The 14,345-nt window shown below is 62.6% G+C and carries 12 protein-coding genes, 1 tRNA gene, 1 pseudogene and 1 riboswitch; of the genes and pseudogenes, 8 read left to right on the top strand and 6 right to left on the bottom strand.

Features of this window, described 5'->3' with window-relative positions:
• Positions 1-100: 100 nt before the first annotated feature.
• The gene (locus ACYHH6_RS08675) at positions 101-1,003 is read left to right on the top strand and encodes a histone deacetylase family protein (RefSeq protein ID WP_352587359.1); all 903 of its coding nucleotides are present in this window, start codon (positions 101-103) and stop codon (positions 1,001-1,003) included.
• Between the two features lie 10 nt (positions 1,004-1,013).
• On the opposite strand, the gene ACYHH6_RS08670 is transcribed toward ACYHH6_RS08675, so the two are convergent.
• Positions 1,014-1,277 (bottom strand): DUF6460 domain-containing protein, encoded by a 264-nt coding sequence (locus ACYHH6_RS08670; RefSeq protein ID WP_181056239.1) that lies wholly within the window; start codon positions 1,275-1,277, stop codon positions 1,014-1,016.
• A gap of 300 nt (positions 1,278-1,577) precedes the next feature.
• On the opposite strand from ACYHH6_RS08670, the gene ACYHH6_RS08665 reads away from it, so the two are divergent.
• Positions 1,578-1,651, top strand: a tRNA-Gly gene (locus tag ACYHH6_RS08665).
• Between the two features lie 66 nt (positions 1,652-1,717).
• On the opposite strand, the gene ACYHH6_RS08660 is transcribed toward ACYHH6_RS08665, so the two are convergent.
• Both ACYHH6_RS08660 and ACYHH6_RS08655 read right to left on the bottom strand, forming a co-directional pair.
• The gene (locus ACYHH6_RS08660; protein WP_352587356.1) at positions 1,718-2,176 is read right to left on the bottom strand and encodes a hypothetical protein; all 459 of its coding nucleotides are present in this window, start codon (positions 2,174-2,176) and stop codon (positions 1,718-1,720) included.
• 280 nt (positions 2,177-2,456) lie between these two features.
• The gene (locus tag ACYHH6_RS08655) at positions 2,457-3,446 is read right to left on the bottom strand and encodes a LysR family transcriptional regulator (RefSeq protein ID WP_352587406.1); all 990 of its coding nucleotides are present in this window, start codon (positions 3,444-3,446) and stop codon (positions 2,457-2,459) included.
• A 314-nt stretch (positions 3,447-3,760) separates the two neighbouring features.
• Here ACYHH6_RS08655 and chvE point away from each other — a divergent pair, with 314 nt between their 5' ends.
• From chvE to araD1, 4 genes are all read left to right on the top strand, one after another.
• Entirely contained in the window at positions 3,761-4,831 is a 1,071-nt protein-coding gene (gene chvE, locus ACYHH6_RS08650; RefSeq protein WP_192258872.1) for a multiple monosaccharide ABC transporter substrate-binding protein, read from the top strand.
• A 122-nt stretch (positions 4,832-4,953) separates the two neighbouring features.
• Positions 4,954-6,486, top strand: coding sequence for a multiple monosaccharide ABC transporter ATP-binding protein (gene mmsA, locus ACYHH6_RS08645; RefSeq protein WP_352587353.1), 1,533 nt, complete (start codon positions 4,954-4,956; stop codon positions 6,484-6,486).
• Positions 6,483-7,775 (top strand): multiple monosaccharide ABC transporter permease, encoded by a 1,293-nt coding sequence (gene mmsB, locus ACYHH6_RS08640; RefSeq protein WP_112565523.1) that lies wholly within the window; start codon positions 6,483-6,485, stop codon positions 7,773-7,775. The genes mmsA and mmsB overlap by 4 nt, the downstream gene beginning before the upstream one ends.
• 196 nt (positions 7,776-7,971) lie before the next feature.
• Positions 7,972-8,964 carry an AraD1 family protein gene (araD1, locus tag ACYHH6_RS08635; RefSeq protein ID WP_112565526.1) on the top strand — a complete coding sequence of 331 codons (993 nt, stop codon included), beginning with the start codon at positions 7,972-7,974 and terminating at the stop codon, positions 8,962-8,964.
• 196 nt (positions 8,965-9,160) lie between these two features.
• On the opposite strand, the gene ACYHH6_RS08630 is transcribed toward araD1, so the two are convergent.
• Together ACYHH6_RS08630 and ACYHH6_RS08625 are read right to left on the bottom strand one after the other, a co-directional pair.
• Complete coding sequence (locus ACYHH6_RS08630) at positions 9,161-9,931, bottom strand: ABC transporter substrate-binding protein (RefSeq protein ID WP_352587350.1); 771 nt, start codon at positions 9,929-9,931, stop codon at positions 9,161-9,163.
• Positions 9,932-10,034: 103 nt separating this feature from the next.
• Positions 10,035-11,129 carry a 2'-deoxycytidine 5'-triphosphate deaminase gene (locus tag ACYHH6_RS08625; RefSeq protein ID WP_352587347.1) on the bottom strand — a complete coding sequence of 365 codons (1,095 nt, stop codon included), beginning with the start codon at positions 11,127-11,129 and terminating at the stop codon, positions 10,035-10,037.
• 78 nt (positions 11,130-11,207) lie between these two features.
• Positions 11,208-11,285, top strand: a riboswitch (SAM riboswitch).
• 57 nt (positions 11,286-11,342) lie between these two features.
• Here ACYHH6_RS08625 and ACYHH6_RS08620 point away from each other — a divergent pair.
• On the top strand, positions 11,343-12,533 hold the full coding sequence (locus ACYHH6_RS08620; RefSeq protein WP_352587344.1) for an O-succinylhomoserine sulfhydrylase: 1,191 nt from the start codon (positions 11,343-11,345) through the stop codon (positions 12,531-12,533).
• Between the two features lie 40 nt (positions 12,534-12,573).
• Here the strand turns inward: ACYHH6_RS08620 and ACYHH6_RS08615 are convergent.
• Positions 12,574-13,727 (bottom strand): annotated as a pseudogene (locus ACYHH6_RS08615) (ceramide glucosyltransferase).
• A 209-nt stretch (positions 13,728-13,936) separates the two neighbouring features.
• Between ACYHH6_RS08615 and apaG the strand changes: the two are divergent.
• Positions 13,937-14,329 carry a Co2+/Mg2+ efflux protein ApaG gene (gene apaG / locus ACYHH6_RS08610; RefSeq protein ID WP_112565540.1) on the top strand — a complete coding sequence of 131 codons (393 nt, stop codon included), beginning with the start codon at positions 13,937-13,939 and terminating at the stop codon, positions 14,327-14,329.
• Positions 14,330-14,345: the final 16 nt, after the last annotated feature.

Raw genomic sequence — 14,345 nt, 5'->3', positions numbered from 1 at the left:
AACAGCCGATGTGCCCCATTTTCCGGCCACCGCGCAATCACCCTTCCCGTGATGGCCAACCGAAATCTTCGGCCTGGCGCGAGCCCGCCGGATTAAGTGCATGCCCCTGCAGATCGTCCACCACCCCGATTACGACGCCGGCTTCGCCGTCAATCATCGCTTTCCAATGAGCAAATATCCGCTGCTGATGCAGGCCTTGCACGTGCGGGGTTTGATCCAGGCCGAGGCGCTGTCGATGCCCGAGCCGGCGCCGGCCTCCTGGCTGAAGTTCGCCCATGCGGCTGACTATGTCGACGAGGTCATCGCTTGTGCGGTGCCCGAAAAGATCGAGCGCGAGATCGGCTTTCCCGTGGGGCCACGTGTTTCGCTCAGGGCGCAGCTCGCCGCCGGCGGCACGGTACTGGCGGCGCGGTTGGCGCTCGTCAACGGCATTGCCTGCAACACCGCCGGTGGCAGCCACCATGCGCGGCGCGCGCAAGGCGCCGGCTTCTGCACCTTCAACGATGTCGCCGTCGCTTCGCTGGTGCTGCGCGCCGAAGGTGCCGCCGAAAACATCCTGATCGTCGATCTCGACGTACATCAGGGTGACGGCACCGCGAACATCCTGAAAGACGAACCGCGCGCCTTCACCTTCTCCATGCATGGCGAGCGCAATTATCCCGTGCGCAAGATCGCCTCCAATCTCGACGTCGCGCTGCCGGACGGCACCGGCGATGCCGCCTATCTCGAACGGCTGGGCGCCATCCTGCCGGAGCTCTCGGCCAAGGCGCGCTGGGACATCGTCTTCTACAATGCCGGTGTCGACGTCCATGCCGAGGACCGGCTTGGCCGGCTCTCGCTCAGCGATGATGGCTTGCGCGCCCGCGACGCGATGGTGATCGGCCATTTCCGCGCGCTGGGCATTCCGGTCTGCGGCGTCATCGGCGGCGGCTATTCGACCGACGTGGCGGTGCTGGCGGCGCGCCACGCCATCCTGTTCGAGGTGGCGGCGACCTTCGCCTGAGGAACGAAAGTCACTTCCGGTAGTTGGCAATCCTCAAGAAGATAAAGACCGGCACGACGATCGCGGCCCCAAGCAAGATATAGCCGAGGAAGCGGTCAATGGCGTGGAAACCCAGGTTCCACAGGTCGATGAAGAATTTCTGGACGCCATAAAAGACGTCCATCGGCGTCCAGCCGAACGCGTTCATCACCAGGCCGACGAGGAACGACACGACCAGCAGCTTGACGATGACCCTGACGGGCGAGTCGCCGAGAAAGCGCGTCAAAGCGGACAAGGGCCTGCCTCCAGATTCGTGTGCCCGGAGCGGGGCACGGCCCCAGAGATACGCGCTAGGCCGTCCTGCATCAAGCCGGGGCGGCCTCGCAGTCGCCCGGGCACCGTGTAGCAGGTATCCCTCCGACATATTGCGGACAGGACCGTGAGGTCAGCTGCTACGGTTAGACCTTCTCCAAATGCCACCCTAGCTCGCGCCGCCGAAGATGCTCCGGCCGGCCGGGTTTCCAACAGCCGTTTCCGAAGAGCTGTCCAAGAGCGATTGCCCGAAGCAGGCCCATCATGATATCGAGAGGCCGACGCGGGTATGATGTAATGGTAGCTTGTCAGCTTCCCAAGCTGAACGCGAGGGTTCGATTCCCTCTACCCGCTCCAGCAGAAATCAATGATCTAGACGGCGTTTGCCGGCGCCTGCCGCAGGCCTGCGCATTGCGATCCTGTTCATGCCTGCACCTCGGCGCATAAGGGAAGGTGCATTGCCACCTCATCGGCTTCCATCCGCATCAGGGTGTGCGACAGGCCGCCGTGCTCGTCGATCCACTGCCGCACCCAATCGGGGTATTGCGAGAGCAGGTAGTTGGCAGCGACGGCGTTCTGATGAGCGCCGACGCCGTACGGCAGATGGAAGCCGAAGGATGCACGCGGGGTAACGCAAAGCTGCTTGACGGGCAGGGACAGATAGAGCGTGCAGGCGCTGTCGCACGCCCCGTCAAAGTGCACTGGCTCGTCGGCGGCGCGCAGTTTGGCGACGTGCAACGCGAAGGTCACGATCTGGCCCCCGGGATTGCCGCTCACCGTCTCCGCGTTCGCGGGCAGCGCCGTCAGGGTGGCGGCGAAGAGCCCAATCGCCATGGTCTTCAACGTCCATCCAAGCTTTGCAAGCGGCAGTTCAGTGTGCATCCTGTGGCCTCGCGTTTGTTTCGCGACGCCAACGCTAGCATCAAGATGGTTAACATTAGGCAGCGCTCATCAATTTTCCGATCAGTCTGTCACACTGGCGCGAACGAGATCCCCTCCACCCGCTCCAACCTGCGGCGCAGGGTTGGGCGCGTGACCCGTTGTCCAATTTTCTTAGGGGCCGCAAAGGATCACATTGGCGGGCCACGCCAATGCCGCCATCTGTGTGGCCGCACCAGGTCCGGCTATAGTCCCGTTCCGCGCAAGGATGGAGTTCCGGCCGTTATCCCACTTCGCGCAGGATGAAGTCGTGCAGCATTTTGGCGGCCGGCGACAGCGCGCGGTTCTTCACCGTGATCAGGCTGTAGGGGCGGACCTCGATGTCGAACTCGGTCTGGACGACGTCGATGGCGCCGGCGAGACCGTCGGGGTTCTGGATGAATTTTGCCACCTGGATCGACACCGGGGCGATGGCATCGGACTGTGCCACCATGACCAGGGTCAGCAGCAGCGAAGAGGTGTTGAGGATGCGGTCCGGCAGCGCGATGTTGCGGTTCAGGAAATTGCTTTCCATCGCCTGGCGCAGCGGCGAGCCGCCGGACTGGAAGACCCAGTCATACGCAGCCGTATCCTCCAGCCGCACGGCCTTGCCGTTGCTCAGCGGATGGCCGCGGCGCACGATCAGGCAGGCTTTTTCGACGCCGATGACGCGGGCCTCGAACAGCCGCGGATTGAGATCGTCGGGAATGCGGGCGATGATGAAATCATGGCGCGTGGCAATCAGCTCGCGCGCCAGCACGTTGGAGGTCTCGACCTGCATGGTGATCTCGATGCGCGGATAGATGCGGCGGATTTCGCGGATCGCCGGCACCGCCAGTTCGATCGCCGGCGCGGTCACTGCGCCGAGAAACACCGCGCCGCCCTTGCCAGCCTTGAGCTCGGAAATCTCGCGGTCGGCCTCGCGCATCTCGAGCAGGATGGAGCGGGCGCGCCTGGCCAGCGCCTTGCCGTAAGGGGTCAGCGTGATGCCGCGCGGCAGCCTTTCGCACAGCTTGACGTCGAGCACGGCTTCCATCTCGGCGATCATGCGTGACGCCGCCGGCTGCGAGATGTTCATCACCTGCGCCGCGGCACTCACACGGCCGTGGTCGTCGAGGGCGACGATCATGCGCATATGGCGCAGGCTGAGGCCGCTGCGCAAAAGGGTTTCGCTGCCGCCCGGGACCTCGTCGTAACCACTTGAGATTCCTGAGGAATTGCGCAGCGCCGCCATGATTTTCTCCTGCTCCCGCGCGTGATCGGCCGGCAATCCGACCATGCCTTTATCCGCTCCTAATATATATCAGTTTCGATATAGCAACTATCAAAGATCGCATTTGACAGTTATGGCAAAGGGACACACCCTGAGCGCGTCTTGAGACTTGACGGTCGTTGACGAGCAAAATCGTATCGATCGAAATCAGCGTCTCGAGATTATTGGGAGGAATACCAGAGATCGACATGCCGGCGGTGGCGCGTTTCGCTTCCGTTCGACTGCGCGGCCCGCGAAGCCCCGGGGTGCCGCGTCCATCAACCAGGGAGAGTTAAGTGAAAATCATCAAGACACTGGCCGCCGTCGCGGCCCTTGGCATCGCTGCCATGACCTACTCGGCGCATGCAGCCGACAAGGGTCTCGTCGGCGTGCTGATGCCGACCAAGACCTCGCAGCGCTGGATCAATGACGGCGACGCCGTCAAGTCCCAGCTCGAGGCTCTCGGCTACACGGTCGACCTGCAGTACGCGCAGGACGACATCCCCAACCAGCTCAGCCAGCTTGAAAATGAAATCACCAAAGGCCCGAAGGCGCTGATCATCGCCTCGATCGACGGCACCACGCTGTCGGATGCGCTGCAGAAGGCCGCTGACGCCGGCGTCGTCGTCGTCGCTTATGACCGCCTGATCAAGAAGACCGCCAATGTCGACTACTACACCACCTTCGACAATTTCGGCGTCGGCGTGATCCAGGCGAACTCGCTGGTCAAGGGTCTCAAGGAGCGCTTCCCGAACACCAAGCCGTGGAACGTCGAACTGTTCGGCGGCTCGCCGGACGACAACAACGCCTTCTTCTTCTACAATGGCGCAATCTCCGTCCTGCAGCCGCTGATCGATGACGGCTCGATCAAGATCAAGTCCGGCCAAACCGGCATGGACAAGGTCGGTACGCTGCGTTGGCTCGCCGCCACCGCCCAGGCGCGCATGGACAACCTCCTGTCGGCCAACTACTCGGACGGCAGCCGCGTCGATGGCGTTCTGTCGCCCTATGACGGCCTGTCGCGCGGCATCACCGCCTCCCTGCGCGCTGTCGGCTATGGCACGGACGCCCAGCCCTGGCCGATCGTGACCGGCCAGGACGCCGAGACCGCCTCGGTCAAGCTGATCATCTCCGGCGAGCAGTACTCGACCGTGTTCAAGGACACCCGTGAACTGGCCAAGGCCACTGTCGAACTCGTCGACAAGGTGCTCTCGGGCGGCAAGCCGGAAGGCCTCGATGAAAAGACCTACAACAACGACGTCAAGGTCGTTCCTTCGATCCTTTTGACGCCGCATGATGTCGACAAGTCGAACTACCAGGCGCTGGTGGTCGACTCCGGCTACATCAAGGCCGACGAGCTGAAGTAAATTCGGTTGTAAAATCAGGGGTCCTGCGCAACGCAGGGCCCCTTTTCGTTCACCAGCGAGCCCGGTATTGTTGCCGACCTCGCCGGCAGTGTTTGCCGACCTCTCAAGGAGCGGTAGTTCCCATGGCCTCGACGATTTTGGAGATGCGCGACATCACCAAGACGTTCCCCGGCGTGAAGGCGCTGTCGAACGTCAACCTCAGTGTCGAGGAAGGCGAGATCCATGCCGTTGTCGGCGAGAACGGCGCCGGCAAATCGACGCTGATGAAGGTTCTCTCCGGCGTTTATGCAACTGGCACCTATGACGGCGCGATCGTCTACCGTGGCGAGGAATGCCATTTCAAGGGCATTCACGACAGCGAACACAAGGGCATCGTCATCATCCACCAGGAACTTGCGCTGGTGCCGATGCTGTCGATCGCCGAAAACATTTTCCTTGGCAATGAACACGCGAAATTCGGCGTCATCGACTGGAATGCCAACGAGACGCGCACCAGCGCCCTGCTGAAGAAGGTGGGCCTCAAGGAGGACCCCAAGACGCTGATCACCAATATCGGCGTCGGCAAGCAGCAGCTGGTCGAGATCGCCAAGGCGCTGAGCAAGGAAGTCAAGCTGCTGATCCTGGACGAGCCGACGGCGAGCCTGTCCGAAAAGGACAGCCAGGCGCTGCTCGACCTGCTGCTCGAGTTCAAGCGGCAAGGCATGACCTCGATCCTGATCTCGCACAAGCTCAACGAAGTGAACCGGGTCGCCGACAAGGTCACGGTCATCCGCGACGGGCGCACCATCGAAACACTTTCCAAGAAAGACATTTCGGAAGACCGCATCATCACCTCGATGGTCGGGCGCTCGCTCGACGATCGTTACCCGCCACGTGAGCCAAAGATCGGCGAGGTTGTGCTGCAGGTGAAGAACTGGTCTGTCTATCATCCGATCCATGCCGAGCGGCAAGTGATCAAGGGCATCGATATCAAAGTCCGCAAGGGCGAGGTGGTGGGTATTGCCGGGTTGATGGGTGCCGGACGCACCGAATTCGCGATGAGCCTGTTCGGCCGCTCCTATGGCCGCCATATCACCGGTGAAGTGCTGCTCAAGGGCAAGCCTATCGATGTCTCCTCGGTCAGCAAGGCGGTTGACCATGGCATTGCCTACGTCACCGAGGACCGCAAGACCTATGGTCTCAACCTGATCGATCATATCAAGCACAACATCACGCTGGCCAACCTTGGCGGCGTGTCGCGCCACGCCGTCATCGACGATTTGCGCGAACTCGCCGTCGCCAACGACTACAAGGCCAAGACCAACATCCGCTCGTCCAGCGTCTATCAGATGACCGGCAATCTGTCGGGCGGCAACCAGCAGAAGGTGGTGCTGTCGAAATGGCTGTTCGCCAATCCGGAAGTGCTCATCCTCGATGAGCCGACGCGCGGCATCGACGTCGGTGCCAAGTACGAAATCTACACCATCATCGCCCGCCTCGCCTCCGAAGGAAAGGCGATCATCGTCATCTCGTCGGAGATGCCTGAACTGCTCGGCATCACCGACCGCATCTACGTCATGAATGAAGGGCGCATGGTTGGAGAAATGGCGGCGAGCGACGCCAGCCAGGAAAAGATCATGCGCGCCATCGTTCGGGGAGAAGGAAAGCCATCATGACCACCGAAAGCGGTCCCGCGCCGAAAAGCGGCGTCGCCGAAGATGTGCAACAGGGGCCGCGCGTTGCCGTCTCGGCGCTGATCACCAATTTGCGCGACTACGGCCTGATCCTGGCGCTGATCGCCATCATGGTGTTCTTCCAGTTCACCACCTCCGGCACGCTGTTCAAGCCGGTGAACCTGAGCAACCTGGTGCAGCAGAACTCGTTCATCATCGTGATGGCGCTGGGCATGCTTCTGGTCATCGTCTCCGGCCATATCGACCTCAGCGTCGGCTCCGTCGCCGGCTTCATCGGCGCGCTGGCGGCTATGATGATGGTCATCTGGCCCCTTGGACCATTCAGCAATCCGCTGGTGGTTTCAATCGTCTGCCTGATCGTCGGCGGCCTCATCGGCGCGGCACAGGGCTACTGGATTGCCTATCACCGAATACCGAGCTTCATCGTCACGCTGGCGGGAATGCTGATCTTCCGGGGCATCTGCCAGGCGCTGCTGGGTGGCGGGTCTTCGGTGGGGCCGCTTCCAGCCGGCTTCAAGGCGCTTAGTTCAGGCTTCATCCCGGATGTCATCGGCCCCTTGACGCTGATCCCACCGACGGTAAATGCGGCTGGCAAGACCATTGTAGGTAGCGGCATGACCCTGCACATGACGACGATCGTGCTGGGCCTGGTCGCCGTGCTCGCCTATGCCTATTTCGGGCTCAAGGCACGGCGTACCCGCGAAGCGCACGGCTACCAAGCCGAGCCTTTCACGCTGTTCGTCATCAAGACCCTGGTGACCAGCGCTCTGGCGCTGTTCCTGGTCTACCAATTTGCCAGCTACAGGGGCCTGCCGATCGTACTCATGGTGATGGGCGCACTGATCGCGCTGTTCGTCTTCGTCACAAAACGCATGACGATCGGCCGCCGCATCTACGCCATGGGCGGCAATGCCAAGGCGGCGCAACTGTCGGGCATCAAGACCGAGCGGCTGACCCTGATGGTGTTCGTCAACATGGGTGTGCTGTCGGCGCTTGGCGGCCTGATCATAGCGGCGCGCCTGGGACAAGCCGTGCCTGCCGCGGGCCTCGGCAGCGAGCTCGACGTCATCGCCGCGGTGTTCATCGGCGGCGCTTCGGCGATGGGCGGCGTTGGCCAGGTGATCGGCGCGGTGGTCGGCGGCTTCATCATGGGTGTGATGAACAACGGCATGTCGATCATGGGCGTCAATGTCGACTGGCAGCAGGTGGTCAAAGGCCTGGTGCTGCTCGGTGCAGTGGTCTTCGACGTATACAACAAAAACAAAGGTTAGACCGGGAGCGGAACCAGGACGGCATACGGGTCACATCGCGGCGCTGCCGGGCAGTGCAAGAAGTCCCCTGAAGGACCAGGATCGCGAGCGCAATCCGGACGAAGAGTTTTAACCCGTGGCACGGATAGGTCCGCGCCGCGCCGGTAAGGTTTGTCAAAGCGGCAACCGAGCCAAGACAATTGAGAGAGGGTTCATCATGCTGATCTCCCAGATCCTCGACGACGCCGAGACGATCCGCGTCGTCGCCCGCAATGGCGGCAAGACCCGGATCATCAACGGCGCCCGCAGCGTCTATTCGCTGGCGATGGAGGCCGCGCGCACCGGCACCGGGCTGGTCGCGCTCATCGAGCGCAAGGGCTTCGGCGAAGCCGTCGATCTCGACGCCGCCTACAAGAAGGGGCGGCTGGTGTCGCCGATCAACCATCCCGATCCGGCGCATCTGCATCTGACCGGCACCGGGCTCACCCACCTCGGATCGGCGGCGACGCGCGATTCCATGCACAAGAAGCTCAGCGACGGCGGCGAGGAACAACTCACCGATTCCATGAAGATGTTCCGCATGGGTCTGGAAGGCGGCAAGCCGGCCAAGGGCCAGACCGGCGTGCAGCCGGAATGGTTCTACAAGGGCAACGGCACCATGGCGGTGGCGCCGGGCGCGGCGCTGATGTCACCGGCCTTCGCGCAGGACGCCGGCGAAGAGCCGGAGATCGCCGGCATCTATGTCATCGGCGACGACGGCGCGCCGTTCCGCGTCGGCTTCACGCTGTCCAACGAGTTTTCGGACCACATCACCGAGCGGGTGAACTATCTGTTCCTGGCGCATTCCAAGCTGCGCAATGCCTCGTTTGGGCCGGAGATCCTGATCGGCGATCTGCCGGCCGACATCAGAGGCGCTTCGCGCATCCTGCGCGACGGCAATCTTTTGTGGGAAAAGCCGTTTCTGTCGGGCGAAGCGAACATGTCGCACACCATCGCCAATCTCGAGCACCACCATTTCAAATATTCGGCCTTCCGCCAGCCCGGTGACGTGCATGTGCACATGTTCGGTACGGCGACGCTGTCCTTCGCCGACGGCATCAGGACGCAGGCCGGCGACGTCTTCGAGATCGAGGCCGGAGATTTCGGCCTGCCGCTGCGCAACCCGCTGGAGATCGAGCAGCCGGTGAAGGTGGCAGTGAAGGCGTTGTAGAAAGGGTGATCTCCCCCCTTGTGGGGGAGATGGCCGGCAGGCCAGAGGGGGGCGCTGTCCCGCCAGCGTCTCCGATCTAGCCAGCCCCTACCTTCGGACTTTTTTCTTAGCCGCGAAGAGGCCGCGATCCGTCGCGCCCCCCTCTGCCCTGCCGGGCATCTCCCCCACGAGGGGGGAGATTAGCAGCGTCGACTTCTCAATAAATATCGAAATCGAAATACTTGGCCTGGATCTTCTTGTAGGTGCCGTCGGCGACGATGGCGTCGATGGCCGCGTTGAGCTTGTCACGCAAAGCAGTGTCTTCCAGGCGCACTGCGATGCCGGCTTGCGTCTCGGTGCCCTTGACGTCGCCGACCAGCTTGCAGCAGCCGTCGCTCGCCTTCTTCAGCCAGTCCATAAGCACGAACTTGTCCGAGATCACCGCGTCGAGACGGCCGTTCTGCAGGTCGGTGATCGCCTCTTCCTGAGTCGGATAGAGTTTTGCCTCCGCACCGGCCTTGCCGTAGGCGTTCTGGGCGTAGTCGGCCTGGGTGGTCGACGCCTGCGCGCCCACCGTCTTGCCGGCAAGGGCGGCCGGTTCGGTGGACGTGAGGTCGCTGTCCTTCGGCGCCACCAGCGCCAGCGGCGTGGTGTAGTATTTGTTGGTGAAGGCGACCTGCTTCTTGCGCTCCTCGGTGATGCTCATCGAGGCGATGATGGCGTCGAATTTCTTCGCCTGCAGCGCTGGAATGATGCCGTCCCAGTCCTGGGTGACGATCTCGCACTCGACCTTCATTTGCGCGCACAGCGCATTGGCAATGTCGATGTCGAAGCCTTCGACCTTGCCGTCAGATGTAATGGTGTTGAAGGGCGGATAGGCGCCTTCGGTGCCGATCTTCAATTTCTCCTGCGCCTGCGCCAGCGAACCGGCCCCCATTACAAGCATGGCAGCGCTGGCTGCCGATATGATCCATTTCGAAATCTGCATTTTTTGGTTCCCCTTACGCGCCGGTCTCTTGCCGGCCACAGAAAGGCAGCCAAGCACGGTGAGCCAATGCAGGCAAGTATTTTGCCCAACGGTGATTGAGGGTTCAGACGGCGGTGCGGAAATGCTTGGAAAGCTTCAAGCCTTGCGCCTGGTAATTCGAGCCGAGATCGGTGCCGTAGAGCGCCTGCGGCCGCTTCAGCATATGCTCGTAGACCAGCCGACCGACGATCTGGCCATGGTCGAGGATGAACGGCACTTCGTGGCTGCGCACTTCGAGCACCGCCCGGCTGCCGGTGCCACCAGCGGCCGAATGGCCGAAGCCGGGATCGAAGAAGCCGGCATAGTGGACGCGGAATTCGCCGACCAGCGGGTCGAACGGCGTCATCTCGGCGGCGTAGAGCGGCGGCACGTGCACCGCCTCGCGGCTGACCAGGATGTAGAACTCGTCCGGGTCGAGCACCAGTTCGCCGGCGCCGCTCTTGTAAAGCGGCTCCCAGAAATCGACGGCATCCTGGGCGGCGCGCTTATCGACATCGACGAGGCCGGTGTGATGCTTGCCGCGATAGCCGACCAGCCCGTGCTGATCACCGTCGAGGTCGATCGAGAGCGCAATGCCACCACCGGAAATGTTGGGTGGCTCGGTGGCCACCAGCATCTCTGCCCGGTGCAATTCGTTCAGCTCTGCCTCCGACAACAGCGCATTGCCGGTGCGGAAGCGGATCTGCGACAGGCGCGAGCCGGCGCGCACGACGATCGGGAAGGTGCGCGGGCTGACCTCGAGATAGAGCGGCCCGTGATAGCCGGCGGCGATCTTGTCGAACTCGTGGCCGCGGTCGGTCATCACCCGGGTGAAGATGTCGAGCCGTCCGGTCGAGCTCTTGGGATTGGCCGAGGCGGAAATATTGGCCGGCAGGGCGAGGCTCTCGAGCAGCGGCACGATGTAGACGCAGCCGGTCTCCAGCACCGCGCCTTCAGTCAGGCTGATCTCGTGCAGCTTCAGCCGCTCGAGCTTCTCCGACACCTTGTGGTTGGGGCCGGGCAGGAAGGAGGCGCGGACGCGAAAAGCCTTGTCGCCGAGCCTGAGATCGAGGCTGGCCGGCTGTACCTGGTCGACATCGAGCGCGCGCGGCGACTTCAGCGCGCCGGACTGGAACAGCGCGGAAATATCCTGATCGGGAAGAATGCCTGTCTGCCGCAATGGCTGGCTCCGCTCCAACTGGTACAAACCTCTTAATGAAGCCGGCAATTGACGCAAGCATGGCTGAGGTCTAAAGGGTCGTTATCCCGTGGTGATTTGGCCGGTCGGCTTGCAGCCACGTTAAACAAGTCGCTAAAGGACCGTCGGGCCGCAAGGCCGTATGGACCGGTTGCGACTTTCGCGGCCGGTTTTTTTGTGTCTGGAAGAAAAGCGATGAGCACCAAGAAGCGTAACTGGAAGCCTCAGACCGCACTCGTGCATGGGGGGACGCTGCGTTCCCAGTTCGGCGAAACGTCGGAAGCGATGTACCTCACCCAGGGCTATGTCTACGAGACGGCGCAGGCCGCCGAAGCCCGTTTCAAGGGCGAGGAGCCGGGCTTCATCTATTCGCGCTACGCCAACCCGACCGTCGACATGTTCGAAAAGCGCATGTGCGCGCTGGAAGGCGCCGAAGACGCGCGGGCAACCGCGTCCGGCATGGCTGCGGTAACGGCGGCGCTGTTGTGCAGCGCCAAGGCCGGCGACCATATCGTTGCGGCGCGCGCGCTGTTCGGTTCCTGCCGCTGGGTGGTCGAGACGCTGGCGCCGAAATACGGCATCGAGGCGACGCTGGTCGACGGCACCGACATCGCCAACTGGGAAAAGGCGGTCAGGCCGAACACCAAACTGTTCTTCCTGGAAAGCCCGACCAACCCGACGCTGGAAGTGGTCGACATTGCCGCTGTCGCGTCGCTCGCCACCTCGATCGGCGCCAGGCTGATCGTCGACAATGTCTTTGCCACGCCCTTGCAGCAGAAGCCCTTGCAACTCGGCGCCCACATCGTTGTCTACTCCGCGACCAAGCACATTGACGGCCAGGGACGCTGTCTTGGCGGCATCATCCTGTCGGACAAGAAGTGGATCGACGAGAATTTGCACGACTATTTCCGCCACACCGGTCCGAGCCTGTCGCCGTTCAACGCCTGGACGCTGCTTAAGGGTCTGGAGACGCTGCCGGTGCGGGTGCGCCAGCAGACGGAAAGTGCCGGCAAGATCGCGGATTTCCTGGCCGGACAGCCGCAGATCGCCCGCGTCATCTATCCCGGCCGCGCCGACCATCCGCAGGCCGACATCGTCAAGAAGCAGATGGCGGGCGGCTCGACGCTGATCTGCCTCGACGTCAAGGGCGGCAAGCAGGCGGCTTTCGCCTTGCAGAACGCGCTCGACATCGTGCTGATCTCCAACAATCTCGGTGACGCCAAGAGCCTGATCACCCATCCGGCAACGACAACACACAAAAACCTCAGCGACGAGGCACGCGCCGAACTCGGCATCGGGCCGGGAACGCTGAGGCTGTCGGTCGGTCTTGAGGATACGGACGATCTACTCGAGGACGTTGCGCAGGCGCTGAAGGCGGCGAAGTAGCGGCCTTGCTGCGAAAGCAACGCAAAGGCCTGGGCGGCGCTCAGGCGCCCGACGAGGCCTCTTCCAGTTCCGTCATCGCCTTGGTGCGGATGGTCATGGCATTGCCGCGCCATTCGACCGCGCCGCCGAGCCAACCGCGCGACCAGATGGCGGGAAGCATCACATCGCGCACGATCATGGCGGTGACGATGCGCGGTGACAAATACCAGCCCTTGGCCCAGGCGAGCAGGCATTCCGGCACATAGGCAAAGGCCAGAACGCACAAAGCCGTGGTGGGCATGCTGACGCCGGCGCTTGCCGCCGCGACCAGTGCCAGCAGCAGCGGCACCGCCACACCCGTCAGGATCTCGGGCGTGTAGAACAGTGGGAAGGTGACGCGGCGCAGCCGCGCCCAGCGCGTCTGGCGCGACCAGATCTCGGCAAACGTACGCTGGCCGAGCGGCTGTTCGAAGGGCGAGGCAACGAGATTGACGCGCAGGCCGAGCCCATTGACCAGCTTGGTCGCGGCGGCATCCTCGGCGATCTCGGCGGCAAGCCCCTCGATGCCGCCATTGGCGTCGAGCATCGGCTTGTTCCACAGCATGCTTTTGCCCTGGGCAAAGCCGAGACCAAGGGCTTCGCCGGCATATTGCCAGCGCGCCTGCAGCGTGTTGAGGAAGGCGCATTCGACCCGGCCCAAAACCGTCCGGCCGCGAGCCGATCGGGGGTCGAGCAGACAAGCCCGGTGTCCGGCCGCCAGGCCGCCATCAGATGCTGGACATAGTCGACAGGCATCAGCACGTTGGAATCGGCCAGGATGACCCAGTTGTGCTGCGCCGCCACCCAACCCTTGACGCAATTGTTGAGCTTGGGGTTGGCGCTGACCCGGTCATCGCCGATCAGCAGCTGCGCCGCCACCTTTGGAAACCGGGCAATCGCCCGGTTTATCAGTTTGACCACCGGATCGTCGGCATGGGCGACGCAGAAGATCAGCTCGTAGCGCGGCCAGTCGAGCGAGAAGGCACGGGCAAGCGTCTCCTCAGTAAACGGTTCGACGCCGCGCGACGGCACCACGATCGACACCGGCGGCGCCTTTCTGGCCGGCGGAGCAATCTGGCGCGGCCGCTTCAGGCTGAGCGAGGCAAGCACAATGCTGGCGAGATTGGAAAGAAGCAGGAATGTCGAAAGCACCGCTGCTATGACTGTCAGTTCCATCGTGATCTGGTCACTCCGGGAAAAAGCGGCCAGGAATGGCCGTTTTCAACAGTTCGACAGAGCGCTGAGTCGCCCGATACGGTTCGTGCACACCATCATTGTCATGTGTCACTTAAATGACATTGTTGTTCGGCAACTGCGCATGAGGCCCTAATCCGGGAGTACGGCAAGAGCGCCGACAGGTCCGTTGGTGTCGTTTGGAGCAGCCTATGTACCGCGCCGTCACGCGCAACATCGAAGTGCAGGTCAGACCGTTCTATCTGGAGGATCGCTCCGATCCGTCGGAGAACCGCTATGTCTGGGGTTACCAAGTGACGATCGACAACCAGTCGGACGAGTTCGTGCAGCTTATGTCGCGCTACTGGCACATTACCGACGGCAGTGGCCGGGTCGAGGAAGTGCGCGGCGCCGGCGTCGTCGGCGACCAGCCCGAGCTCAATCCCGGCGACAGCTATCAATATACGTCCGGCTGCCCGCTCTCGACACCGTCGGGCTTCATGGTCGGGCATTACACCATGCGCAACAAAAGGGGCGAGACGTTCGACATCGCTATCCCGGCGTTTTCGCTGGATTTGCCGGGGACACGGCGGACGGTGAATTAGTGGCAGGAAGCGTTAC

This window comes from Mesorhizobium sp. P171375, assembly GCF_057786075.1.
Note: the sequence above shows the minus strand (reverse complement) of the source record. Positions and strands in the feature narration are given on the sequence as shown.